Below are 23733 nucleotides of genomic sequence, written 5' to 3' on the forward strand. Positions count from 1 at the left end.
CCGGCGGATGGCGGGGTTCGTGAACGCCGGGCGGCCCTGGTCGGTGGGGGCGGGTGTGCGGGACGGGTGTGCGGGGTGAGTGTCCGGGGCGGGTGTGCGGGGTCAGTTGCGCCAGGTGTCGTTGAGCACGGCCTTGCCGCTCGCCGGGACGGTCGCGGTGCGGTTGGCGCCGCTCTCCCAGGTGACGTTCCCGGCGGCGTCCTTGCGTACGTACTTGTACGAGAACGCGGTCCCGGCCGGGAGCGACACGTCCAGCTTCCAGACGGGGTAGGCCGCCGGGTCGAGCTTGAGGGCGCCGGCGGTGTTCCAGCCGCCGAGCTCGGCGCGGTCCCCGGTGACGTAGACGTCCTGCCCGGGGACGGTGGTGGCGTTGACGGCGAACGAGGCGCCCGCGGCCACCGGCGGGGGCGTGCTCCCACCGCCGGTACAGGTACGGGCGTTGACGTGCAGGGCGAGGGCGGTACCGGCTCCCAGGGTGGCGGTGAACTGCCCGGCGGAGTTCACGTTGACGGTGCGCCCGCTCTGGACGTCGCAGTAGCCGCCGGCCGGGAGCGAGCTCTGGAAGGTCCGGGTGAGGGCCGCTCCCTCGTGGTTGATGGCGACGTACGCCTTGGCCCCGCGCCCGAAGGCGATCTGGTCGGCGCCGTTGTCCCACCAGTTGGTGACGGCCTGGCCGCGGGCCGCGTTGCGGAAGCCGACCATGGAGGAGATCTCCCGCCAGGCGTGCTGGCACTTCCACCCGTCGGAGTAACAGGCGCTCACCGAACCGCCGTTCGGCGGACCGGCGTCCTTGTCGGTCCACTCGTACCCGGAGTGCACGTCGGGGGATCCGTACGGCCAGGCCAGCATGAAGACGCTCGCGAGGGTGTAGGCGGAGCCGTCCTTGTAGGTGAGGGTGTCGCCGACCCGCTCGGTGTCGTGGTTGTCGACGAAGACGGCGGACTGGCCGCTCGGCATGTACCCCCAGGCCTCGCCGAAGTTCTTGAGGTAGGCGAGGTTCTCGTTCTGGAAGACCCGCTTGAGGTCCCGGGCGTAGCGGAACTCCTGCACGTCGCCGTTGCCGAGGTACTCGGAGGGCGAGACGGCCTCGCCGGCGCCGTATATCGCCTCCTGCTTCCAGTAGGCGGAGGGGTTCGTCAGGCGGGACTTGATGTTGGCGAGGTCGGCGGCGGGCATGTGCTTGGCGGCGTCGATCCGGAAGCCGTCGACGCCGAGGGACAGCAGGTCGTTCAGGTACCCGGCGATCCGCCCGCGTACGTAGTCCTCACCGGTGTCCAGGTCGGCGAGCTGCACGAGCTCGCAGTTCTGGACGTTGGCCCGGTCCTGGTAGTTGGAGATGGTGGCCCGGCAGTCGTCCATGTCGGAACCCGAGTAGATCCCCGGGTACCCGTACTTCGTGTACGAAGACCCCCCGGTCCCCACGCCGTCGCCGGCGGCCATGTGGTTGATCACGGAGTCGGCGACGACCTTCACCCCGGCGGCGTGGCAGGTGTCGACCATGGCCTTGAACGCGGCGCGGTCGCCGAGCCGCCCGGCGATCTTGTAGCTGACGGGCTGGTACGAGGTCCACCACTGGGGGCCCTGGATGTGCTCCTGGGGCGGCGAGACCTGGACGTACCCGTACCCGGCGGGCCCGAGCGCATCGGTGCAGGCCCTGGCGACGGACTCGAAGCGCCACTCGAAGAGCACGGCGGTGACGTCCTTGTCGCCGGGCGTCGCCGCGGCGGCCCGCGGTGCCGGGCCGGTGAGGGCGGCGGCGGCAAGTGCGGTGGTGGCGAAAAGAGTTGCAGCTCTGACGGCTCTGGCAGGCATGCGGGGGGCCTCCTGGCGGGAGAGGTGGGGATTGCAGCGACCGTAGGGGCCAGGTAAGAGCGCTGCAAGAGTTTGCGCAAGAGATTGCAGAATTGTTTCCGGGGCGTGTCCTGCCGGACAGGTGGGACGGCTACGCGCGGACGACCCGGCCCGCTCCGGTCCGCCAACTCCGGCCCGGCCCGCGCGCGTCCGGCACGGCGCGCCGCCGGCTCGCACCGGCGCACACCCGCGAGGGCCGCGCATCCCCGGCAAGGGCGCATCCCCGCCACTTCCCGGCCGCCCCGGGCACCGTACGCGGTCCGGGACCGCGGATCCGGCCACACGGGACGTCCCGCGCCGCCGGGGGACGGGCCGCTCCGGCCCGCGCCGGAAAGGGTGAACCCGCAGGTGGAAAGGGGGTTGTCCGGTTCTCACCCCATGACCATTTCCGCTCGATGATCATCGCGCACCGGCCGCGTAGTTTCACCATGCACCGGAAAGATCATTCATTTCCGCGACTCAGGGAGACCTCAGGTACATGTCGGAGAAAAGCGCGAAGAGTGATGTGGGCAAGGCCTATATCAACGACGTGTTCATGCGCCACCCGCTCACCACGCGGAACCAGGACGAGCTCGAAATACCGGCCAAGGCCGAAGCCATCCTGGAGCGGAACAAGCAGCGGGGCGCGCTGAAGAGGACCCCCGAAGGAGGGGGAGAGCCGATCAGCCCCATCGGGTTCTCGTTGAACAAGAAGCGCTACGGCGGGTTTCCCGAGGACGAGAAGACAGCGCAGGAGCGCGGGTGGCGCGCCTTCATGAACATGGGCGTGCCGGTCGTCGAGGAGCGGAGCGACATCACGCAGCCCCCGCCCGACATGATCTCCAAGCAGACGTACATCAACGGAACCGACCCCGTCAAAATAACCGTGACGGACACGGTCGAGTTCTCCATCTCGAACACCGTCAGCTGGTCGCTCCAAGGCGAGGTGAAGCTCACCTTCGGGGCGAAGTCCATCGCATCGCTTCAGCAGGAGATGCAGAAGAGCATGGCGATGCAGCAGTACCAGAAGACCACCCTGAAGAACAGCAAGGACAATCAGGGCGTCGACCAGGAGTCCCAGACGGAGGCCACGAGCACGACGACGGCCACGACCACCGCCACGGGCACCGGTGAGCTGTGGGCGGACCTGCTGCTCGGCGTCACCGCCTCCGTCAGCGGTTCGCTGACCACCGAATGGAAACACCAGTCGTCGGTCAGCCTGGAAGTGATGAGCCGGGCGGACGTCATGGCCACGACCCGCCGCCAGGTGAGGCAGTTCGACTACGAATTCCCGGTCACCTTCGGTGGATGGGTCGCCCTGTACTACCCGAAGCCGGTGGAGGTCAGGGGAACTCCCCCGCAGGCCAAGGAACCGAAGTACTCCCGGGTCGTGGCGTGGAAACTCGGCGACTCCGTCGAGGACCGCAGCAATTTCGATCTGGCCGATGAAGGCAAGAGGTTCCTGCAGAAGGGGTCGGCCGAAATCGTGGCCGTCCGCACCGGGGAACACCGGGTCTTCCAGCCCGAGACACTCGACTACGAGAGCCAGAAACAGCCTCTCTGAAAAGGCGACCACCCACCGGGCAGGCCAGAACAGCCACATCAGGAGGAACTCTCGTGTCATTCGGAAACATCTTCGACGGCGGCGGCAGCGGAGCCGACTCCGCCAAACAATCCGCTGAAGCGCTCGACAAGGACACCCCCGGGGCCGGCGACGTCTCGGACGCCGTCCGCAAAATGGAGAGCGAGCGCGACCCGTGGCTCGTGCGCCAGACGGCGCACGGGGCGTTCGACGTCATGGGTTTCCTCAATCCCCTCTTCCAGAAATTCCACGACGCGTCCGCCGATCAGCGTCAGGTCTCCGAGAACCCCGCCTCGACCTCCGCCATGGCCTCGTCGACCCTGAAGGCGGCCGGACCGCCGAAGGTGAGCATCGGCGAGGACGACATGCCGAAGCTGGAGGACCTGTCGAAGCTCATGGCGACCCGGCGGAGCTTCGCCCTCATCGCGACGGGTCTGGGCAATTCCGAGGGCCTCGCGGTGGACCCGTCGCAGAACACGGCGTACGTCGCCGACCGGGGCGGCCAGAAGCTGTCCGCGGTGAAGCTCGCCACCGGCGCGCAGCGCGTGGTCGCGAGCGGCCTGGGCGACATCTGCGATGTGAAGCTGGACCGGAAGGGCAAGCTCTACGCCGCCGACTACGCCAACGGGCGCCTGATCGCGGTGGACCTGTCCACCGGCACCTTCAGCACGGTCGCCGGTGTCCCGGGTGCGTACGGGCTCGCGCTGGACGGGGCGGGCAAGGCCTACGTCGTCAGCCACAGCGAGGGGAAGCTGACAGCGGTCGACCTGCAGAACGGGCAGAAGACCACGGTCGCCACCGGTCTGCCGGTCGGCGTCTCCGCGGTGGCGCTGGACGGCAAGGGCAAGGCGTACGTCGGCCAGAAGGACCACGGCTACAACCTGTACGAGGTCAACCTGGCCGACGGCGCGAAGCGCCTCGTGACCACCCTCCCCACGGCGAGCACCATCCGCGTGGAACTCACCGGCGACGGCAAGGCGTTCACCATCGACCACGTGAACGGCCGCCTGTACGAGATCACCCTGGCCGACGGCTCGCAGCGCGTGGTGGCCAGCGGCCTGGCGAACTGCGAAGGCCTCGCACTGGACACCGCGGGCGGCCAGATCTACGTCAGCAACCGCGAGTCCCAGCTCTGGCAGATCACCCAACGCGACACCCAGCCCATGGGCGGCGTCGGCAAGGTCGCGGCGTAGCCGTGCGGGCATGAGCGACCCCGGCCACGCGGCTCGCCAGGGGTCGCTCATGCCCCATTTGAGGTCGGCTGTTCAGAAAGGCGGCCGCCTCGGCGGCGCCGTCGGCGACGCCTCGGGGATCGCGTACGACGACGGCGAGGTGCGGCAGGAATTCTCGATCTGCCTTCTCGCCCGCTCCGTCAGCGGACACGGCCCGGTCGTGAGCTGACCGGTTGGGCGTGGCATGCTCCTGCGCGTGATCGATGGACCGAACGACGGCTGGTCGTTCACAGGGGCGCGGGGGGCCGTGAAGTGGCGAAACGATACTGCTGCGGGCATCGGAGTGAACGCCCGTTCCGGGGAGCGCTCACGGACGGTTGGACCGGCCGACGCGCGGATCGAACAGCGCGTCCTTCCATTGATCCTTAGGGGAATCATGCGCGTTCGTTCTGCTGTCACCGCGTCCGTCCTGGCCGCCGGCATCCTGCTCGGCGGGGCCGGTGGCGCCCTGGCCGACGGGGTCGACGTCGACTACTTCACCGGCGGCCGTGCGGGCCACGCGTCGAACTGCTCCACGTTCGCCGCAGTGCCGCACAACCTCCCGGCGTTCGCCGGCCCGGTCTACAACTCGTCCTGCGAGAAGAACGGCGAGAAGGAGTGGCTGACGGGGCAGCACATCGGCGCCTGATCCCGCGCCGCGCCACGCGCCGCGGGGGGCGGCCCGACGGCAACGTCGGCCGCCCCCCGCGGCGTCTCGGTGGCAGGTCCCCCTACCGCCCCTGCTCCTGCGGGACCTGGGCCGTCGAGCCCCTCACCACCAGTTCCGGTTGGAAGACGTACTCCGTGCGCTGGACCGGGGTGCCGGCGACCGCCTCCAGGAGGGCTCCCACCGCCGCCGTGGCCATGGCCCGGACCGGCTGGCGGATCGTCGTCAGCGGGGGGTCCGTGAAGGCGATCAGCGGAGAGTCGTCGAAGCCGACCACCGAGACGTCCTCGGGGACGCGCAGGCCCCGCTCGCGGACCGCGCGGATCACGCCGAGCGCCATCGGGTCGCTGCCGCACACGATGCCCGTGCAGCCGCGGTCCAGCAGGGCGCCGCCCGCCGCGTGGCCGCCCTCCACCGTGAACAGCGTCCGCTGGACCCGGCCTTCGGCGAGGGCCTCCGGCACCGCGGCGACGAACCCCGCCTCCTTGCGGGCCGACGGGACGTAGCGCGTCGGCCCTATGGCCAGGCCGATCCGCCGGTGACCCAGGTCCGCCAGGTGGCGTACCGCCATGTCCGCCGCCGCCCGGTCGTCCGGTGAGATGAAGGGCGCGTTGATGTGCTCGTTGAAGCCGTTGATCAGGACGAAGGGGATGCCCCGCGACGACAGCCGCTGGTAGCGGGAGGGGTCCAGCGAGGAGTCCGCGTGCAGGCCCGACAGGAAGACGATCCCCGTGACCCCCCGCTCCTCCAGCTGCTCCACCAGCTCGTCCTCGGTGGCCCCGCCCGGCGTCTGCGTGCACAGCACCGGCGTGTACCCGTGACCGGCCAGCGCCTGCTCGATGACCTGCGCGAACGCCGGGAAGATGGGGTTGGTCAGCTCCGGGATCAGCAGCCCCACCAGCCCGTTGCTGCGGCGGCGCAGCCGTACGGGCCGCTCGTAGCCGAGCAGGTCCATGGCGGCCAGCACCTTGTGCCGGGTACCGGCCGCCACGCCCGCCTTGCCGTTGAGCACGCGGCTGACCGTCGCCTCGCTGACCTGGGCCTGCGCGGCGATGTCCGTCAGCCGGAGCGGGGAGGTCACCCCTGCCACCACACCGCCGTGTCGGCGCCCAGGACCCCCGGGTCCGCCGGGTCCGCCGCGTCGCCGCTGGCCAGCAGCACCGTCCCGGGCGGGGTCATCCGTACGGGCTCCCCCGTCGTGTTGACGGTGCAGACGAAGTCGCCGCGCCGGAACGCCAGTACGCCCTCCGGCGCCTCCAGCCACTCCACCGCGTCGCCCGCGCCCAGGTCCCCGCGCTCCCGGCGGATCCGCAGCGCCGCCCGGTACAGCTCCAGGGTGGAGGCCGGGTCGCCCGTCTGGGCCTCGACGCTCAGCCCCGCCCACTCGGCCGGCTGCGGCAGCCAGCTGCCGCCGTCACCGAAGCCGTACGGGGCCTGGTCGCCCGACCACGGGATCGGCACGCGGCAGCCGTCGCGGAGACCCTCCTGGCCGTTCTCCTTGAAGAAGGAGGGGTCCTGGCGCACCTCGTCCGGGAGGTCGGTCACCTCCGGCAGGCCGAGCTCCTCGCCCTGGTAGACGTACGCCGACCCCGGCAGCGCCAGCATCAGCAGCGCGGCGGCCCGCGCCCGCTCCAGGCTGCCGAAGCGCGTGCGGTGGCGTACGACGTCGTGGTTGGACAGCACCCACGTCGTCGGCGCCCCCACCGGCCGCATCGAGTCGAGCGAGTCGTCGATGGTGGCGCGCAGCGCGACCGCGTCCCATCCCGTGCTCAGGTAGTGGAAGTTGAAGGCCTGGTGCAGCTCGTCGGGGCGCAGGTACAGGGCCGTGCGGTCCGCGCTCGGGGTCCAGGCCTCGGCGACGCCGATGCGGTCGCCGGCGTACTCGTCCAGCACCTTGCGCCAGGAGCGGTAGATCTCGTGGACCCCGTCCTGGTCGAAGAAGGGCAGCACCTGGTTGCCGAGCAGCTTGAGCTGCTCGTCGCGGCCGAGGTCGGGCAGCCCGGGGGCCTTGACCAGGCCGTGGGCGACGTCGATCCGGAAGCCGTCCGCCCCGAGGTCGAGCCAGAAGCGCAGGATCGAGCGGAACTCGTCCTGGACGGCGGGGTGTTCCCAGTTGAAGTCGGGCTGCTCGGGGGCGAAGAGGTGCAGGTACCACTCCCCGTCCGGCACCCGGGTCCACGCCGGGCCGCCGAAGATCGACTCCCAGTCGTTCGGCGGCTCCGAGCCGTCGGCCCCCTGCCCCGGGCGGAAGTGGAAGCGCTCGCGCAGCGGGGTGCCGGGCCCTTCCCGCAGTGCCTGCTTGAACCATTCGTGCTGGTCGGAGCAGTGGTTCGGGACGAGGTCCACGATGATGCGCAGGCCCAGCCCGTGCGCCTCGCGGATCACGGCGTCGGCGTCGTGCAGGGTGCCGAACATGGGGTCGATGGCCCGGTAGTCGGCGACGTCGTAGCCGGCGTCGGCCTGCGGGGAGGCGTAGAAGGGGCTGAGCCAGACGGCGTCGACGCCCAGCTCCTTGAGGTAGGGCAGACGGCTGCGGATGCCTTCGAGGTCCCCCATGCCGTCCCCGTTGGAGTCGGCGAAGCTGCGCGGATAGACCTGGTAGATCACCGCTTCTCTCCACCAGCCGGGCCGGGTGCCGGTGGTGGTGGGAAGGCCACTGTCCGAAGTCAGTGCGTCGGCGAGGTGCTGGGTCATGTCGTCCTTGGAGAGATCGGGCCGGGGGTGAGAGGGGGCAGGCAGGGAGGTCAGCCCTGGGTCGCGGGAGGGGCGTCAGCCCTTGGTCGCGCCTGCCGTCATCCCGGCGACGAGGTGACGCTGGGCGAAGAGGAAGAAGATGGCCGCCGGAATGGCGATGAGCACGGAAGCGGCGCTCATCGCACCCCAGTTGGAGGTGTACTGCGTGACGAAGGTCTGCAGGCCGCCGGCGAGGGTGAGGTGTTCGTCGCCGACCATGAAGGCGGAGGCGTACGCGACCTCGCCCCAGGCGGTGATGAACGAGTAGAAGCCGGTGACGGCGAGGCCGGGCTTGGCCAGCGGCAGGATCAGGCGCCAGAAGGTGCCGAAGGGGTTCAGCCCGTCGACGCGGCCGGATTCGTCGATCTCGATCGGGATGGTGTCGAAGAACCCCTTCATCATCCAGGCGCAGAACGGCACGGCGATGGTGAGGTACGTGATGATCAGCCCGAGCGGCTGGTTGAGCAGTCCGAGCTGTCCCATGAGGTTGTAGAGCGGGACGATCAGGATGGCCATCGGGAACATCTGCGTGATGAGCAGGGTCCACATCAGCGGCTTCATGCCCGGGAACTTGAACCGGCTGACGGCGTAGCCGGTCGTGGCGGCGATGAACACGCCGAGGACGGTGGTGATGCCCGCCACGAGCACGGAGTTGCCGAACCAGGTGAAGAAGGAGCTCGACTCCACCAGGTAGCGGTAGTTCTCCAGGGTCGGTTCCTTCACGAAGTCCGTGGAGATGGCGTGCTTCGCGGGCTTGATCGAGGTCAGCAGGACCCACAGCACCGGGAAGACGGCGATCACGGACGCCACGATCAGGGTGACGTGCAGTCCGGCGGAGGCGAGCGGGGAGCGCTCGCCCCGCTTGCGTACGGAAACGTTGGTCGTCGCCACGGTCACCACACCTCTCCCTGCTTGCGCAGCGAGCGCCGGTAGACCAGCGCGAAGATCATGAGCAGGGCGAGGATGAGCACGCCCCAGGTGGCGGAGCCCGCGAAATCGCGCGGGCTGGCCACGAAGGCCTCCCGGAATGCCTGGGTCACCAGGATCTCGGTGGAGTCGCCCGGTCCGCCCCGCGTCAGCAGGAAGATCACCGGGAACATGTTGAAGGTCCAGATGGTGGAGAGCAGGATCACCGTCATGCTCACCGACCGCAGCCCGGGCAGGGTGATGTGCCGGAACCGCTGCCAGGCCGTGGCGCCGTCCATCTCGGCGGCCTCGTACAGCTCCGCCGGGATCGACTGCAGTCCGCCGAGCAGGGCGACCATCATGAAGGGGACGCCGAGCCAGACGTTGACGGCGACGACCGAGAACTTCGCCCACGTCGGGTCGTCCAGCCACGGAATCGCCGAAATGCCCCCGCCGTCGAGGATCTTGTTCAGGATGCCGCTGTCGCGGTTGAACAGGAACCGCCAGGCGAAGACGGAGACGAAGCCGGGGACGGCCCAGGGCAGGATGAGCGCCATCCGGTAGGCGGCGCGGCCCCGGAACTCCCGGTTCAGCATGGTGGCCAGGGCCAGTCCGAGCGTGAAGGTGATCGACACGCACAGGACGGTCCACACCACCGTCCACACCAGCCGCTGCAGGAACACCGGGTCGGCCAGGACGTCGGCGTAGTTGTCGAGCCCGACGAACGTGTACGTGGCCTCGATGTGATTGGCGCCGATCGTACGGGCGACGTTGCGCTCGTTGGCGTCGGTCAGCGACAGGTAGATGCCGCGGGCGAGCGGCCAGCCGATGATCACGCCGAGGACGAGCACCACCGGGGCGATCATGGCCCAGGCGTACCAGTGGGTGGCGAGGGCGCGCCCCAGTCCACCCTGCTTCGCGCTGTCAGTCCTGCGGCTCCGGCCGCGGGCCGCGACGGAGTCTTCCCCGTCGCCGCCCGCGGCCTTCGCCACCGACTGGCTGGTGTGAGCAGCCATCTTCTTGTCTACTTCCAGCCCTTGAGGATCTTGCGGAACTCGACGCCGGCCGCCTTGGCCGCGTCCTCCGGGCTGGAGGCCCCGGTGATCGCCTTGGTGTATTCGACCTTCAGCGGCTCGAAGAGGGAGCCGTTCTCCGGGATCCAGGCGCGCTCGACGGCCTTGTCCACGGCCGGCTTGAAGAACTGGACCATCTCGCTGGACTTGACGTCCGGCTGCTCGTACGCGGCGGTCCGGGTCGGGAGCAGGCTGAGCTCCTTGGTGGACTGCACCTGCACGTCCTGCGAGGTCATGTACTCGACGAAGGCGTGCGCGGCGGCGCGGTTCTTGGACCCGGCGTAGACGGCGAGGTCGTGGCCGCCCTGCGGGGCGCCGGCCTTGGCGGAGCCGGCCGGGACGGCGGCGACGCCGAGGTTGGCCTTGTCCTTGAACTGGTCGCCGGCGTAGGTGTCGGCGACGGCCCACGGACCGTTGATCATCATCGCGGCTTCGCCCGACTTGAAGGCGGTCTGCATGTTGGTCCAGCCGTCGGTGGCGTTGGTGATCGCCGCACCGGAGGTGACCAGGTCGCGGGCGGTCTTGAACGCCTTGACGCCGGCCGGGTTGTCGACGGTGACCGTCTTGTTCTTCGCGTCGACGAGGTCGCCGCCCTCGCCGTAGATGAGCGGCAGGAACCAGTACGAGTCGTCGCCGCGCAGGTAGAGGCCGGCCTTGCCGCTCTTCGCCTTGATCGCGGCGGAGGCGGTCTTCAGCTCCTCCAGGGTCTTGGGGGGCTGGACGCCGGCGTCGGCGAGCATCTTCTTGTTGTAGAAGAGGCCGAGGGTGTCGATGACCTGCGGGACGGCGTAGGTCTTGCCCTCGTACTTGCCGCTGGCCGCGGCCTGCGGCAGGAACTCGGCGTCGACCTTCTTGGCCGTCTCGGCCGGGACCTCGTCGAGGTAGCCGAGCGAGGCGAAGTCGGCGACCCAGCCGACGTCGGCACGGATCACGTCAGGGGCTTCGGAACCGCTGCTGAAGGCGTTCTTGACCTTGTTCTGCGCGTCGCCGTACGGGACGTTGACGTACTTGACGGTGACCTTCGGGTGCTTCGCGGTGAACGCCTCGGCGATCTTCTGGAAGCTGGCCTTCTCGGCGTCGTTCGAGGTGTCCCACCACGTGACCGTGCCGGAGAGCTCCCCGCCGGCCTTGGTCTCGCCGCCGCCGTCCTTGGTGTCACCGCCGCAAGCCGTCGCCGCGAGCGCCAGGGTCGCGACCAGCGCGGTGGCCGCTATGCCACGCCGCATATGAACTCCTTCGATGATCCCGGCCGCGCCCTCGCGGTCCCGAGTTGCAGGGAACGTAACAAGCCTGAAAGCCGACCGAAAGAGCTTGCGGCAATTTTCTGCAAGAGACGCTGATCGTTACATCCGTGTGTCCTGACGGTTGCCGCAGCTTGCTGTTCGTTCGAACGTCCTTCGGGTGTGCGGGCCCGGAACCAGGCCGCAACCAGGGGGCATGTACGCGCGTTGACCCCGATATGACCCATGAGCTGACCGCCTCACGGCTTGCAAGCGCTTCCAGCAAGACCACCGCAAGCGGCCACTGGTGGCGCGATGCCGTCATCTACCAGGTGTACGTGAGGTCCTTCGCGGACAGCGACGGCGACGGCGTCGGCGACCTCCGCGGGGTGCGCTCGCGCCTGCCCCACCTGGCCCGGCTCGGGGTCGACGCCGTCTGGCTCACCCCCTTCTACGTCTCCCCCCAGGCCGACGGCGGCTACGACGTCGCCGACTACCGCGCCGTCGACCCGCTCTTCGGGGACCTCTCCGACGCCGACGAGCTCGTCCGGGCCGCCCACGCGCTGGGCCTGCGGGTCATCGTGGACGTGGTGCCCAACCACACCTCCGACCGGCACGCCTGGTTCCGGGAGGCCCTCGCCCACCCCGGGGCCGAGGCCCGGGCCCGCTACCACTTCCGCCCCGGCCGCGGACCCGGCGGGGAGCGCCCGCCCAACGACTGGGAGTCCGTCTTCGGCGGCCCCGCCTGGACCCGCACCCCCGACGGCGCCTGGTACCTGCACCTCTTCGCACCCGAGCAGCCCGATCTGAACTGGGAGCACCCCGAGGTCGCGGAGGAGTTCGCCTCCGTCCTGCGCTTCTGGCTCGACCTCGGCGTCGACGGGTTCCGCATCGACGTCGCCCACGGCATGGTCAAGGCCGCCGGCATGCCCGACATCGGCCGCGGCGCCCAGGCCACCCTGATCGGCACCGAGCCGCTCCCCTTCTTCGACCAGGACGGCGTGCACGCGATCCACCGCTCCTGGCGGCGGCTGCTCGACTCCTACGAGGGCCCCCGCATCGGCGTCGCCGAGGCCTGGGCGCCGACCTCCGAGCGGCTCGCGCTCTACGTCCGGCCCGACGAGCTGCACCAGGCCTTCAATTTCCGCTTCCTGAACTGTCCGTGGGACACCCGCGCGATGCGGACCGTCATCGACGAGTCCCTGGCCGCCACCGCCTCCGTCGGAGCCCCCACCACCTGGGTGCTGTCCAACCACGACGTCGTACGCCACGTCACGCGGTACGGCGGCGGCGCCCAGGGCCTGGCCCGCGCCCGGGCCGCCGCGCTGCTGATGCTCGCCCTGCCCGGGTCCGCGTACGTCTACCAGGGCGAGGAGCTCGGCCTGCCCGAGGTCGCCGACCTCCCCGACGCCGTGCGCCAGGACCCCGCCTTCCTCCGCTCCGCCGGGCAGGAGGGGCTGCGCGACGGGTGCCGGATCCCGCTGCCCTGGTCCGGCGAGCAGCCCCCGTACGGTTTCGGGCCGGCCGGCAGCTGGCTCCCGCAGCCCGCCGACTGGGCCCCCCTCAGCGTCGCCGCCCAGACCGGCGATCCCCACTCCACCCTGGAGCTGTACCGGGCCGCCCTGGAGCTGCGCCGCGCGCTGCCCGGCCTCGGTTCCCCCGACGCGGGCCCGCTGACCTGGCTGTCCGCGCCCGAGGGCGTGCTCCTCTTCACCCGGCCCGGGTTCGCCTGCACCCTCAACAGTCGCTCCGAGCCGCTCGAACTCCCCTCGCCGGGCCGCCCCGTACTCTCCAGTGCCCCGGTCGAGACGGACGGCCGGACCGTGCTTCTGCCGCCCGATGCGTGCACGTGGTGGGCGTTGTGAGCCGGGGACCGGTACAGTCCAATCCCGTGACCGCACGGCTAGCCGACATCGCAGCCCAGGCGGGGGTCAGCGAAGCCACAGTCAGCCGCGTGCTCAACGGCAAGCCCGGTGTGGCCGCGGGCACCCGTGAATCGGTGCTGGCCGCCCTCGACGTGCTCGGCTACGAACGCCCGGTGCGGCTGCGCCAGCGCAGCGCGGGACTCGTCGGTCTGATAACCCCCGAGCTGGACAACCCCATCTTCCCGGCGCTCGCGCAGGTCATCGGCCAGGCGCTGACCCGGCAGGGGTACACCCCGGTGCTGGCCACGCAGACGCCCGGCGGGTCCACCGAGGACGAGCTCACCGAGATGCTGGTCGACCGCGGGGTCTCCGGCATCATCTTCGTCTCGGGGCTGCACGCCGACACCACCGCCGACATGGGCCGCTACGACCAACTCCGCGGGCAGGGCGTCCCGTACGTCCTCATCAACGGGTTCTCCGACAAGGTGCAGGCTCCCTTCGTCTCCCCCGACGACCGCGCCGCGATGCAGCTCGCCGTGACCCACCTGACCGCGCTCGGGCACACCCGGATCGGGCTCGCGGTCGGACCCAAGCGGTTCGTGCCCGTCCTGCGGAAGATCGAGGGCTTCCGGCTCGGGATGAAGGAGCGGCTCGGCCTCGACGAGGCCGAGGTCGAGGAACTCATCCAGCACTCGCTGTACACCCTGGAGGGCGGGCAGGCCGCGGCGACCGCGCTCATCGCGCGCGGCTGCACCGCCATCGTGTGCGCCAGCGACATGATGGCGCTCGGGGCGATCCGGGCGGCCCGGCAGCAGGGGCTGCGCGTGCCGCAGGACGTCTCGGTCGTCGGCTTCGACGACTCCCCTCTCATAGCGTTCACCGATCCGCCGCTCACCACCATCCGGCAGCCGGTGCAGGCCATGGGGCAGGCGGCGGTCCGTACGCTCCTGGAGGAGATCGGCGGTACGCCGGCCCCGCACAGCGAGTTCGTCTTCCTGCCCGAGCTGGTGGTCCGCGGATCCACCGCCTCCGGTCCGCGGCAACGTAGGGGACCGTCTACACCCCAGGGGTGAGCGGCTGCGCCCGAGACCCTCCCGAGGGATGATCGAAGGCGAGAACGCATCTGGCAGACTCTTTCCCCATGGGTGAATCGAGCGTGAAGACACTGGAAACCCGGACGGAAGTCTCGTCACCCCACGTGACCGGGAGTGAGGCCCGTCCGGGGGCTCAGCGCGCTCTCCTGCCCCGGCTGCGCGCCCCGCGCCGGCCGCGGATCTGGTTCGAGATCCTGCTCATCGGGGTCAGTTACTGGACCTACTCGCTCATCCGCAACGCGGTGCCCGAGCAGAAGGCGGCCGCCCTCGCGAACGCCGACTGGCTGTGGGACCTCGAACGGACCCTCGGCATCGCGGTGGAGCAGTCGGTCAACCACGCCGTCAACTCGGTGACGTGGCTGATCGTCGGCATGAACTACTACTACGCCACGCTCCACTTCATCGTGACCATCGGCGTCCTGGTGTGGATCTACCGCTTCCATCCGGGGCGTTACGCGGCCACGCGGATGGTCCTCTTCGCCACCACGGGCGTGGCCCTGCTCGGCTACTACTTCTTCCCGCTCGCGCCGCCCCGGCTGATGAACGGGCAGAGCTTCGTGGACACCGTGCTGGTCCACCACACCTGGGGCTCCATGGCCTCCGGCAACCTCAAGCACATGTCGAACCAGTACGCGGCCATGCCCTCCATGCACATAGGGTGGTCGCTCTGGTGCGGACTGACGATCTTCGCGGTCGCCTCCGCCCCCTGGGCCCGGATCCTGGGCCTGCTCTACCCGGTGGCCACCCTCGTGGTCATCGTGGCCACCGCCAACCACTTCTGGCTGGACGCCGCGGGCGGCATGCTCTGCCTCGCGTTCGGCTACACGGTCTCGCGCGGCTGGTACGGCGCGATGCCGCACCGGCTGCCGCGCGAGCCCGAGGAGACGGGCCCGCATCCGGCCTCGGCCGCCCTGCTGAACCGGTTCCGCAAGGCCTAGAACTCCCTGCCGTGCGTGATCCGGCCGCCCGACATCGTGAGCCGGATCGGGGCCTCGGCCAGCTCGTCCGGGGCCGTGTCCACCGGGTCCAGCGCGAAGGCGGTCAGGTCCGCCCGGAAGCCGGCGGCGATCCGGCCCGCCACCCGCTGCTCCCCCGCCGCGAGCGCGGCGTGCGAGGTCATGCCCTCCAGGGCCATCAGCCCCGTCAGGGCGGGTCCGGCGGCGGCCGCGCCCAGCGGGCTGCGGGCGATGGCCAGGACCCGGCGGGCGTCGTGGTGGGCGATGGGCCAGTCGGAGCCCAGGGCCAGTACGGCCCCCGCGTCGCGCAGGTCCCGGCAGCGCCAGGCCCGGGCGGCCCGGTCCGCGCCCAGCCGCTTCGACCACTCGTCCCTGTGGTCGGCACGGGTGTACGCGGTGTGCGGCGGCTGCATCGAGGCGATCACCCCGAGCTCCGCGAACCGCTTCAACTGGTCGTCGGGGACGGTCTCGATGTGCTCGATCCGGTGCCGCATCCGGGCGCGGGCGCCCAGCGAGGCCACCGTGTCCAGGACGTGGCGGACCGCCGCGTCCCCGATGGCGTGGGTCGCGGTGCGCACCCCGGCCGCGTCGAGGGTCCGTACGGCCGCCGAGTAGGCCTCGGGGTCGGGCCAGAAGGCGTCCGTGCCCCGGCCGTGGCAGTCGGCGTGCTCCAGCCAGGCGGTGCCGCCCTCGACGGTGCCGTCCATGAAGAACTTCACGCCGCCCACCTGCCAGTGGCGGCCGCGCAGCCCCTGGATCTCGATCAGCTCCGCCAGCTCCCGCGGTGTGGCGCCCGGCATGCACCAGGGCGCCAGGTTCAGCCGCAGCGGCAGGTCGCCCTCGTACTCGACGCCGGCGAGCAGGGCCGGTACGTCGCCGTCGCCGAGGTCCATGACGTGGGCTCCGGTGAGGCCGGTGGCGGCCATCTCGCCGAGCAGGGCGGTGAGCCGGCCGCGCCGCTCGGACGGCGAGGGCTTCGGGGCGAGGGCGCCGACCAGGGCCATCGCCGCGTGCTCGACGAGGTGGCCGGTCGGGCGGCCGTCCGGACCGCAGACGATCTCCGAGCGCTGGTCGAACGTACGCGGGCCGGTGATGCCCGCGGCGTCCAGGGCCGCGCCGGAGGCGAGGGCGGAGTGGCCGTCGTACAGGCGCAGGAAGGCGGGGGCTCCGGCCAGGGCCTCCTCGATCAGCGCCTTGTCGACGGGGCGGCCGCCGAAGGCGTTGTGGTCGAGGCCGTGGCCGATGACCCAGCCGGCCGGGCGCGGTGCGGTGCGCAGGGCGGCCCGGAGCTGGTCGAGGTCCCGGACGGCCGAGAGGTCGGTTCCGGTGGCCATCTCGATGCCCCAGACGGGGTGGCTGTGGGCGTCGGTCAGGCCGGGGGTGAGGGTGGCGCCGCCGAGGTCGAGCACCTCGGTGGCGGGGCCGCGCCAGTCGCGTACGTCGGCCTCGTCGCCCACGGCGAGGATCTCGCCGCCGCGGACGGCTACCGCGCGGGCCTCGGGGCGGGCAGGGTCGAGGGTACGGACGCGGACTGCGGTGAGGACGGTGTCGGCAGCGGGCACGGCTCTTCTCCTTGAGGGGCTTCGGCGGGTCCTTGAGCGGCTTCGGCGGGCTCGGCCGGCTTGGTCGGCTCGGCCGGCTCGGCGGCGAACCGGGCGTAGGTCTCGGGGCGGCGGGTCTTCAGGCGCTGCGCGAGCCCGAGCCCGGCCAGGAACACGGCGGGGACGAGGGCGACGAGGACGGTGTTCACGGTGGTGGAGGCCATGGTGAACAGGTCCACCTTGGAGACGACGAGGCAGATCGCGACGGCCAGCAGGACGGCGGCGGCCACGGGCGCGACCACGGTCCGCCAGGGTCCCTCGGCGTGCGCGGTGCGCCGGAAGTAGACGGGTACGGCGATCGCGGCGAGCAGCATCAGCGCCATGAGCCCGATCATGCCGGGCGTGTTCACCCAGAGCAGCAGCTGCTGGTACGGGTCGGCCCCGGCCAGCGCGAAGGCGAGGACGATCGCCGAGCCGAGGGCGGTCTGGGCGAGCCCGGCGAGGTACGGGGAGCGGTGGCGCGGGTGGACCCGGCCGAGGGCGGCGGGCAGTACGCCCTCCTCGGCCAGGGCGAGCGCGTAGCGGTTGATGGCGTTGTGGAAGGCGAGGAGGGAGGCGATGACGCTGGTGACGATGAAGACGTGCATGAGGTCGGCCGCCCAGGGACCGACGTACGTGGTGATCGCGGCGAAGAAGAGGCCGCCGGGGTCCGCGCCGGCGGCCGCGACCACTTCCTCGGCGCCGAAGGCCTGGATGACGGTCCAGACGATGAAGGCGTAGAAGAGGCCGAGGAAGGCGACGGCGATGTAGGTGGCGCGCGGGATGGTCCGGTCGGGGTCTCGGGCCTCGCGGCGGTAGATGACGGTGGACTCGAAGCCGGTGAACGCGGCGAAGGCGAAGGCCAGGACGGCGGCGGTGCCGGGGACGAGGACGGCCCCGGGGGCGAAGGAGCCGGCGGAGAGCCCGTGGGCGCCGCCCTGGAGGAGGACGCCTCCCGCGAGGAGGACGAGTATCCCGGTCTCGGCGACGAGCAGGACGCCGAGCACTTTGGCACCGAAGTCGATGGAGCGGAAGCCGCCGTACCAGATGAGGGCGAGGCCGGCCAGGGAGACGGGCAGCCAGGGGACGTCGAGGCCGCCGAGGGCGTGGGCGGTGTCGGCGGTGGTGGTGCCGAGGAGGCCGTAGACCCCGATCTCCATGCCGTTGTAGCCGACGAGGGCGAGCAGGGCGGCGCCGATGCCGACGCGCTTGCCGAGCCCGCGGGTGATGTACGCGTAGAAGGCGCCGGCACTGCGGACGTGGCGGCTCATGGTCGTGAACCCGACGGCGAAGACGGCGAGGGTGAGCCCGGCGAGCAGGTACCCGGCGGGGGCGCCGATCCCGCCGAGCAGGATCGCGACGGGGGCCACGCCGGCCATGACGGTGAGCGGGGCGGCGGCGGAGACGACGAAGAAGGAGATGTCGGCGGTGCCGAGCGCCGCGCGGCGCAGGGCGGGTCTGTCGGTCGGCGGTTCCGGCGTTTCGGGCATGCGGAGGCACCCTTCGGGGAGACCAAAACCTAAAGGCTTTCGGTTCTTCGGTTCGCGGCAATGTAGCCTCCGGTTTTGGCGTACGGGAAGACCTCACGGCGGGAGAAACCGATGGCACGGCCGCGCACCCCCCTCCTCGACCGGGAGCGGATCGCCGCGACCGCACTGCAACTGGTCGAGGAGCAGGGCGAGTTCAGCGTCCCTCAGATCGCCCGGGCGCTCGGTGTGCAGACCGGGTCGGTGTACCACCACGTGGACGGCCGGGCGGGGGTGGTGGAGCTGGTGCGGGAGCTCGTATGCGACCGGATCGCCGGCGAAACCCTGGACCTGGAGCCGTGGGACCGGGCCCTGGAGGCCTGGGCGCGCTCGTACCGGGCCGCCTTCGCGGCCTCGCCGCGGGCCATCCCGCTGCTCATGACCACGCCGGTGCGGGCCCCGCGGGTGCTGGCGCAGTACGAGCGCGCGGTCGGCATGCTGCTGGCGGCGGGGTTCACCCGCGGCCGGGTGATGCCGCTGTTGACGGCACTGGAGAACCTGGTCCTCGGCTCGGCCCTGGACCTGACCGCCCCCGAGGCCATGTGGGAGCCGTCGCCCGACACGCCGCTGCTCGCGGACGCCCTGACGGCCGTCGGCCCGGGCCGCGCGGACGCCGCCTTCGACCTGGGCCTGGCCGCGTTCCTGACGTACGCCCGCTCCCTGCGGGGCGAAGCGGCCTGAGGCCTGCGGCGCGGGGCCGGCGGGTGTGTGCCGCGTTCGCGGCGTACGCCCGCACCGTGCGGGGCGCGTACGGGAGCGGTCAGCTGGTGCGCGCTCCGCGCGGGCCCAGCCATCGCCCCAGCACCCCGCGCCGGGGCCCGGGCGAGGGCTGCGGCGCGGGCTCCGGCACTGACTCCGGCGCGGGCTCCGGGGCCGCTGCCGGGGCGTCCGCGCCCGCGCCGATCCGCGCCAACGCCTCGGTGAGGGTGCGGACGTACGCCTCGTCGACGAGGATCCGCACGCCGTCGTAGGGGTGACTGAGACGTTTCTCCGCTGCCAGGATCCGGCGCAGCAGGGGCGCCGACGCGGCGGCCGGGGCGCCGATCGCGCCGAGACGGCGGATGGCTTCCCGGGTCGGGAAGGCCGGCTGGCCCGTCCAGTCCGGGTCCACCTCCGCCAGCAGCACCGGCACGGCGGGTCCCGGATCCCCGGTGATCCGCCAGTACGCGTGCGCGGCGGCGACCCGGGTCCATGCCCCGGGCGATTCCATCAGGCCGCGCACGGTGTCCGCGTGTTCGGCGGCCAGCGGGCCGAGATCGGCGAGGAAGGGCAGGCCGTGGCCGGCGGTCCCGGATCCCACGGCCGCGCCGCACACGTCGAGGGCGAGCGTCGGGTCGCCGGTGACCCGCCAGTGCGCCCACGCGGCCCGCCGCTGGTGGAGGCGGCTCGTCCGTGGGGCGTGGCCGGTGGCGTACGCGGCCAGCCCGTCCGCGGCCACGGCGGCCGGGGGTCCGATCCGGCCGAGGACGCGCAGGGCGTCGTAGGCGTAGGGGGTCTCCAGGTACCGGACCACCTCGGGCACGGCGGGCGCGGCGGCCGTGCCCCAGAGCGCGAGGAGTTCGAGCATGAACCCCGCCTGGTACGGGGGTGGTTCGCTCCGCAGGCCGGGCAGGATCGCGGGGAGCAGCTCCGCAGCGGGCAGCGCGGCGAGGTGGGGGGCCCAGGGGCGGGCGTACGGGAGTCGGCCGTCCTTCGCGATGCGCTCCAGCGCCGACAGCGCCCGGAGGTCCCCCATCCCGGCGAGGGCGAGCGCGAGCTCCTCGACGTTGCCGAGCCGCGTGGCGAGGGCCTTGGCCAGCCGGTCGGCGTGCCCGGAGACGGCGGAACCGGCCTGGGCCACCGTCTTGGCCGCGTCCCAGCTGCCGCCTAGGGGATTGCAGGCCGCCCTGACGACGACTTCCCAGCACTCCGGATCCGGCCGCCGGTGGCGGATGACGGCCTTGACGGCCGAACCCGGGCTTCTCACGCGGTGGCGTAGGCGACGAACCCGTCCCAGGCGGCGGGGGCGACGGCCAGCCGGCCGTCGTCGGGCCGCTTGGAGTCCCGGACGAGGACGGTCCCGGGAGTCCGGGCGACCTCGATGCAGTCGTTGCTGTCGCTCGCGCTGTAGCTGCTCTTGGTCCAGGCGACCTCGATGCAGTCGGGGCCGTCGTTGGTGCTGTAGCTGCTCTTGACCCACGTCAGCGTGGAGAGGTCCTCGGCCGACGGCTTAATGCTCATGTCTCCCCTAGTACCTTCTCGATGAACGTCAAAGACTCGCGAGGCGTCAGAGCCTGTGCTCGGATCATGCCATAGCGCATGTCCAGGATCTGGACCTCTTTGGGTTCAGTGATCAAGCGGCTGACCAGCTGAACTTCGTTGTGTCCCAGGGTCGTTCCGTCCATAAGGCGCATGATCTTCAGCGATCCCGCGAGACCGGCGTGCTCCTCCACCGCAGTGGGCATCACCTGGATCTCCACGTTGCGCAACTGGCCGACCTCCAGCAGGTGCTCCAGTTGGCGGCGCAGCACCATCTTGCCCCCGATAGGCCGCCGGAGGACAGCCTCTTCCTGCACGACGGTCAGCAATGGGGCCGGATGCCGCCGGAGGATGTCCTGGCGGGCCACCCTCGCCGCGACCAGACGCTCGGTCTGATCCTCCGAGTAGGCCGGGCGCCTCACCGCGTAGAGGGCACGGATGTACTCCTCGGTCTGAAGCAAGCCCGGGACCACGCCGTTGTCGTACGACCCGATCTCCACCGATTGGGATTCCAACTTGGCCAGATCCCGAACCTTCTTGGGGTATCGGGCCTTTTCGACGTCCACCTTCATCGCGGCGATCTTCCCGCCCGCACCGAGAACCGCGTCCGCCTTGTCCAGGAACTCGGGGCGCGGAATGCGGGTGCCGCTCTCGATCTTGCGGGTCAGGTCCGCCCCGTAGCCCATCTGTTCAGCGAAAGCGGATCGGTCGAATCCGGCCGCCTCCCGCCACATTTTCAACTGGCGCCCCACCGCCGCGACGACCGCCCCGGATTCGTCCTCCGGGTCGAGTGCCCAGCTCGACTCGTCGGTGCCCTCTGCGCTCACTGCCACCTCCGTTGGCCTGCAACTCCCTTCAGGCTATGCACGGATGCACACACCGAGGCACGGGAATCGGAAAGTCCGATTTCACCGGATCGAGGTTTCCACGGTCCGGTGGGGCGATAGCCGGTGACGCTCGACGCCTAAAGACAAACAACCGGGGGAAATGACCTCTCCTCACCTCCCCCTCCCCTCTCACTCGGACGGGTGAATCACCCCAACCCGGCTGGCGCATATGCCAATCCGTCCGGCACGCTAACCCCCGACAACCCCATAAACGCAATTCGGCCCTCGTGCGGGACGCCAATCCCGCCGAGGGCCTGACCAAGAGAAGGCAACGACCCTTCCATGGCTGACCAGCAGTTTAGCGCGCCCTCGCGCGCCTCGTCGGGCATCCGGCACATCAACCACGATCACCGCCGCGGCTACGTCAAGATCGGCAACCATCTCGCCCAGCACCGCGAGCTGAGCATGAGCGCGATCGGTCTGGCCACGCACATCCAGTCCCTCCCGACGGGCACGAGGGTCACCATCAAGGCCCTCGCCGATCGCTTCCCCGAGGGCGAGGTCCGCATCGCCGCCGCCCTGCGTGAGCTGGAGGAACACGGCTACCTGGCCCGCTACCGCGAGAGGCTCCCCACCGGTCAGATCGTGACCTGCACGGTCTCGTACAACAACCCGCCCGCGAGGTCGGCGCAGGAAATCCGCGAGCCGCACGCCCCGACACCCGTCGCACCCGCGCCAGAGCCGGAGCCGGGTCCGGGTCCGGGTCCGGATCCGGATCCGGAGCAAGCCGACATCACGGATCCGACCCCCGAGCCGGAAGTCATCGTCCAGGCCCGCGAGCTGCTGGCCAGGCTCCGGCTGCGGGATCCCCGGCTCGTGCTGTCCGCGCGGGACACCGTACGGCTGGCGCCCGCCGCGGCCGTGTGGCTGGAGCGCGGGCTGCCGCCGAGCGCCGTCGCGGCGGCCCTGACGCGCTCCCTCCCGCCGACGGCGATCCACTCCCCCGCCGCGCTGCTCGCCCACCGCCTGCGGGAACTGCTCCCGCCCCGGCTGCCGGACCCCGGCACGGCACGCCCCGTAGCGCCCGACCGCGAGGTCCATCCCCTCCGCACGTGCGACGGCTGCGACCGCGCCTTCCGCTCCCCCGTCCCGGGCCGCTGCCGCGACTGCCCGCCCGCGGACGCGCAGGCGGCGTAGCCGAGTGGCGAGACCCTGCCCGCAGGAGTGAACTGGAGAGGGAGGCACGTCATGCGTTACTCACCACTACTCGCGTTGACAGGACTTGCGCTCTCGGCCTCGCTCACCCTCGGACCGGGCGCCGTCGCGGCGGAACCCCCGTCCGGCCAGGTCTCCATCGCGCCGACCACGACACTCTGCAGACTGGACGGCACGGTCTGGGACTACGCCACGGGACACGTTTCCACGAATCAGAAGGCCCGGGCCTACTGCGAGGGGCTGAGGCAGGGCGAGGCCCGTGGGGCGGACGACGGTCGGCAGTGCCGCCAGAAGAACTATCCGCTGTGGTGGCCCAACCCGAGCGACGTGCAGCAGTCCAGGGACCGTGGCTACAAGACCGGGTACGACAGGGCCTACCAGCGCGAATGGAACAACCACTCCTGCGCCAGCCAGCCGCAGCCCGAGCCGTACTACCCGCCGGTCCACTAGGCACCGTCCGGCGGATCATGTGACTGTCGGATTTCTGGCGCGTTGATCCCGGCATGGGGGCGGGGTGATCTGACGAATGCCGAGTTGGACCGGTTGGAGCCGTAGTTGCCAGCGTCGGGGCAGCGTGGCGGCCGGTGGAGCGATCACCGCAGGGTGATCAACGGGATCCTGTTCAGGGTGCGAACGGGCATACCGTGGCGGGGCCTTCCGGAGCGTTTCGGCAGCTGGAAGACCGTCTACGAGCGGCACCGGCGTTGGTCCGCGGACGGCACGGGGACCGGATTCTGCGTGCCGTCCAGGCGGACGCCGACTTCGCGGGCCGGATTGACCGGAGCATGTGTGGATGCCGGCCCATGGCCTTCCTGGTCACGCCCGGTCATAGGCCCAGCACCTGGTCACGCCCAGGACTCCTCAGCCGCCGGCAGCGTCGTCCCATACAGTGCGGAAGCCATGACGGCACTTTCATCCTTCACCTTCGTGCGTCACATCGACGGGCTCCGCTACCACTTCGAACGCGACGGCGAGCGCAACGGCCGCCCCGCCTACCGCCGAACGGACGGGAACGTGTGGTGTGTCTGGTCGCCGACCGACGGCTGGCACTGTGAGATCGCTGACGGCCTCGTCACCGCCCATCCCCTCAACAGCCACGCCGACGAACCCGAACCGCCCGCCACCGTCTGGCGCAGCTTCAAAAACGACCGCTCCTACCTCTACGACCTCCGGACCCTCGACCCCGACGCATGATCCGCCGGACAGTGCC

At 71.1% G+C, this 23733-nt stretch carries 22 protein-coding genes and 1 pseudogene; 12 read left to right on the forward strand and 11 right to left on the reverse strand.

The features are described 5' to 3' along the window. Window positions 1-102 precede the first annotated feature (102 nt). Window positions 103-1812, reverse strand: coding sequence for a carbohydrate-binding module family 20 domain-containing protein (locus tag ADK52_RS30045; protein ID WP_053692994.1), 1710 nt, complete (start codon window positions 1810-1812; stop codon window positions 103-105). 517 nt (window positions 1813-2329) lie between these two features. Here ADK52_RS30045 and ADK52_RS30050 point away from each other — a divergent pair. The 4 genes from ADK52_RS30050 to ADK52_RS30065 all read left to right on the forward strand — a co-directional run bounded on the left by ADK52_RS30050 (window position 2330) and on the right by ADK52_RS30065 (window position 5272). After that, window positions 2330-3394, forward strand: a complete 1065-nt coding sequence (locus ADK52_RS30050; RefSeq protein WP_053692995.1) for a hypothetical protein — start codon at window positions 2330-2332, stop codon at window positions 3392-3394. A 53-nt stretch (window positions 3395-3447) separates the two neighbouring features. Beyond that, on the forward strand, window positions 3448-4605 hold the full coding sequence (locus ADK52_RS30055) for a PQQ-binding-like beta-propeller repeat protein (RefSeq protein WP_053692996.1): 1158 nt from the start codon (window positions 3448-3450) through the stop codon (window positions 4603-4605). Between the two features lie 49 nt (window positions 4606-4654). After that, the gene (locus ADK52_RS43120; RefSeq protein ID WP_199828567.1) at window positions 4655-4813 is read left to right on the forward strand and encodes a hypothetical protein; all 159 of its coding nucleotides are present in this window, start codon (window positions 4655-4657) and stop codon (window positions 4811-4813) included. A 207-nt stretch (window positions 4814-5020) separates the two neighbouring features. Next, window positions 5021-5272 carry a hypothetical protein gene (locus ADK52_RS30065; protein ID WP_234344310.1) on the forward strand — a complete coding sequence of 84 codons (252 nt, stop codon included), beginning with the start codon at window positions 5021-5023 and terminating at the stop codon, window positions 5270-5272. An 82-nt stretch (window positions 5273-5354) separates the two neighbouring features. On the opposite strand, the gene ADK52_RS30070 is transcribed toward ADK52_RS30065, so the two are convergent. The 5 genes from ADK52_RS30070 to ADK52_RS30090 all read right to left on the reverse strand — a co-directional run bounded on the left by ADK52_RS30070 (window position 5355) and on the right by ADK52_RS30090 (window position 11228). After that, window positions 5355-6380: a LacI family DNA-binding transcriptional regulator gene (locus ADK52_RS30070; protein WP_234344311.1), complete on the reverse strand. Its 1026-nt coding sequence runs from the start codon at window positions 6378-6380 to the stop codon at window positions 5355-5357. Beyond that, on the reverse strand, window positions 6368-7984 hold the full coding sequence (locus ADK52_RS30075) for a glycoside hydrolase family 13 protein (RefSeq protein ID WP_053693000.1): 1617 nt from the start codon (window positions 7982-7984) through the stop codon (window positions 6368-6370). The genes ADK52_RS30070 and ADK52_RS30075 overlap by 13 nt, the downstream gene beginning before the upstream one ends. A 75-nt stretch (window positions 7985-8059) precedes the next feature. Further along, window positions 8060-8923 (reverse strand): carbohydrate ABC transporter permease, encoded by an 864-nt coding sequence (locus tag ADK52_RS30080; protein ID WP_107090209.1) that lies wholly within the window; start codon window positions 8921-8923, stop codon window positions 8060-8062. Next, window positions 8917-9945 (reverse strand): carbohydrate ABC transporter permease, encoded by a 1029-nt coding sequence (locus ADK52_RS30085; RefSeq protein ID WP_053693002.1) that lies wholly within the window; start codon window positions 9943-9945, stop codon window positions 8917-8919. Before ADK52_RS30085 ends, ADK52_RS30080 begins: the two co-directional genes overlap by 7 nt. A gap of 8 nt (window positions 9946-9953) precedes the next feature. Further along, complete coding sequence (locus ADK52_RS30090) at window positions 9954-11228, reverse strand: extracellular solute-binding protein (protein WP_030156237.1); 1275 nt, start codon at window positions 11226-11228, stop codon at window positions 9954-9956. A 233-nt stretch (window positions 11229-11461) separates the two neighbouring features. Here ADK52_RS30090 and ADK52_RS30095 point away from each other — a divergent pair, with 233 nt between their 5' ends. The 3 genes from ADK52_RS30095 to ADK52_RS30105 all read left to right on the forward strand — a co-directional run bounded on the left by ADK52_RS30095 (window position 11462) and on the right by ADK52_RS30105 (window position 15119). Then, a complete protein-coding gene (locus tag ADK52_RS30095; protein WP_053693003.1) occupies window positions 11462-13087 on the forward strand; it encodes a glycoside hydrolase family 13 protein in 1626 nt (541 codons plus the stop codon). A gap of 26 nt (window positions 13088-13113) precedes the next feature. Next, complete coding sequence (locus ADK52_RS30100; RefSeq protein ID WP_053693004.1) at window positions 13114-14160, forward strand: LacI family DNA-binding transcriptional regulator; 1047 nt, start codon at window positions 13114-13116, stop codon at window positions 14158-14160. 68 nt (window positions 14161-14228) lie between these two features. Further along, window positions 14229-15119 (forward strand): phosphatase PAP2 family protein, encoded by an 891-nt coding sequence (locus ADK52_RS30105; RefSeq protein ID WP_053693005.1) that lies wholly within the window; start codon window positions 14229-14231, stop codon window positions 15117-15119. On the opposite strand, the gene ADK52_RS30110 is transcribed toward ADK52_RS30105, so the two are convergent. Next, window positions 15116-16699 carry an amidohydrolase gene (locus tag ADK52_RS30110; RefSeq protein ID WP_053693006.1) on the reverse strand — a complete coding sequence of 528 codons (1584 nt, stop codon included), beginning with the start codon at window positions 16697-16699 and terminating at the stop codon, window positions 15116-15118. The two genes, ADK52_RS30105 and ADK52_RS30110, sit on opposite strands and share 4 nt — an antisense overlap. Beyond that, window positions 16621-18207: an APC family permease gene (locus tag ADK52_RS30115; protein WP_078988706.1), complete on the reverse strand. Its 1587-nt coding sequence runs from the start codon at window positions 18205-18207 to the stop codon at window positions 16621-16623. Before ADK52_RS30115 ends, ADK52_RS30110 begins: the two co-directional genes overlap by 79 nt. A gap of 111 nt (window positions 18208-18318) precedes the next feature. Here ADK52_RS30115 and ADK52_RS30120 point away from each other — a divergent pair, with 111 nt between their 5' ends. Then, window positions 18319-18924 (forward strand): TetR/AcrR family transcriptional regulator, encoded by a 606-nt coding sequence (locus tag ADK52_RS30120; RefSeq protein WP_053693007.1) that lies wholly within the window; start codon window positions 18319-18321, stop codon window positions 18922-18924. Between the two features lie 79 nt (window positions 18925-19003). Here the strand turns inward: ADK52_RS30120 and ADK52_RS30125 are convergent, their stop codons facing one another. Genes ADK52_RS30125 through ADK52_RS30135 form a run of 3 tightly spaced genes read right to left on the reverse strand, consistent with a single transcriptional unit; the run spans window position 19004 to window position 21308 of the window. Further along, window positions 19004-20209, reverse strand: coding sequence for a hypothetical protein (locus ADK52_RS30125; RefSeq protein ID WP_053693008.1), 1206 nt, complete (start codon window positions 20207-20209; stop codon window positions 19004-19006). Then, complete coding sequence (locus ADK52_RS30130; RefSeq protein WP_053693009.1) at window positions 20206-20463, reverse strand: DUF397 domain-containing protein; 258 nt, start codon at window positions 20461-20463, stop codon at window positions 20206-20208. The genes ADK52_RS30125 and ADK52_RS30130 overlap by 4 nt, the downstream gene beginning before the upstream one ends. Then, a complete protein-coding gene (locus ADK52_RS30135; RefSeq protein ID WP_053693010.1) occupies window positions 20460-21308 on the reverse strand; it encodes a helix-turn-helix domain-containing protein in 849 nt (282 codons plus the stop codon). The genes ADK52_RS30130 and ADK52_RS30135 overlap by 4 nt, the downstream gene beginning before the upstream one ends. Window positions 21309-21650: 342 nt before the next feature. Between ADK52_RS30135 and ADK52_RS30140 the strand changes: the two genes are divergently transcribed. From ADK52_RS30140 to ADK52_RS30150, 4 genes and pseudogenes are all read left to right on the forward strand, one after another. Further along, window positions 21651-22505 (forward strand): hypothetical protein, encoded by an 855-nt coding sequence (locus ADK52_RS30140; RefSeq protein ID WP_053693011.1) that lies wholly within the window; start codon window positions 21651-21653, stop codon window positions 22503-22505. A gap of 51 nt (window positions 22506-22556) precedes the next feature. After that, complete coding sequence (locus ADK52_RS30145) at window positions 22557-22973, forward strand: hypothetical protein (RefSeq protein ID WP_159046059.1); 417 nt, start codon at window positions 22557-22559, stop codon at window positions 22971-22973. A gap of 105 nt (window positions 22974-23078) precedes the next feature. Further along, window positions 23079-23311 (forward strand): annotated as a pseudogene (locus ADK52_RS40655) (transposase); the annotation flags it as partial. Between the two features lie 112 nt (window positions 23312-23423). Next, complete coding sequence (locus ADK52_RS30150) at window positions 23424-23717, forward strand: hypothetical protein (RefSeq protein WP_053693013.1); 294 nt, start codon at window positions 23424-23426, stop codon at window positions 23715-23717. Window positions 23718-23733 lie beyond the last annotated feature (16 nt).

This window comes from Streptomyces sp. WM6372, assembly GCF_001279655.1.
In the GTDB taxonomy this organism is placed as follows: domain Bacteria; phylum Actinomycetota; class Actinomycetes; order Streptomycetales; family Streptomycetaceae; genus Streptomyces.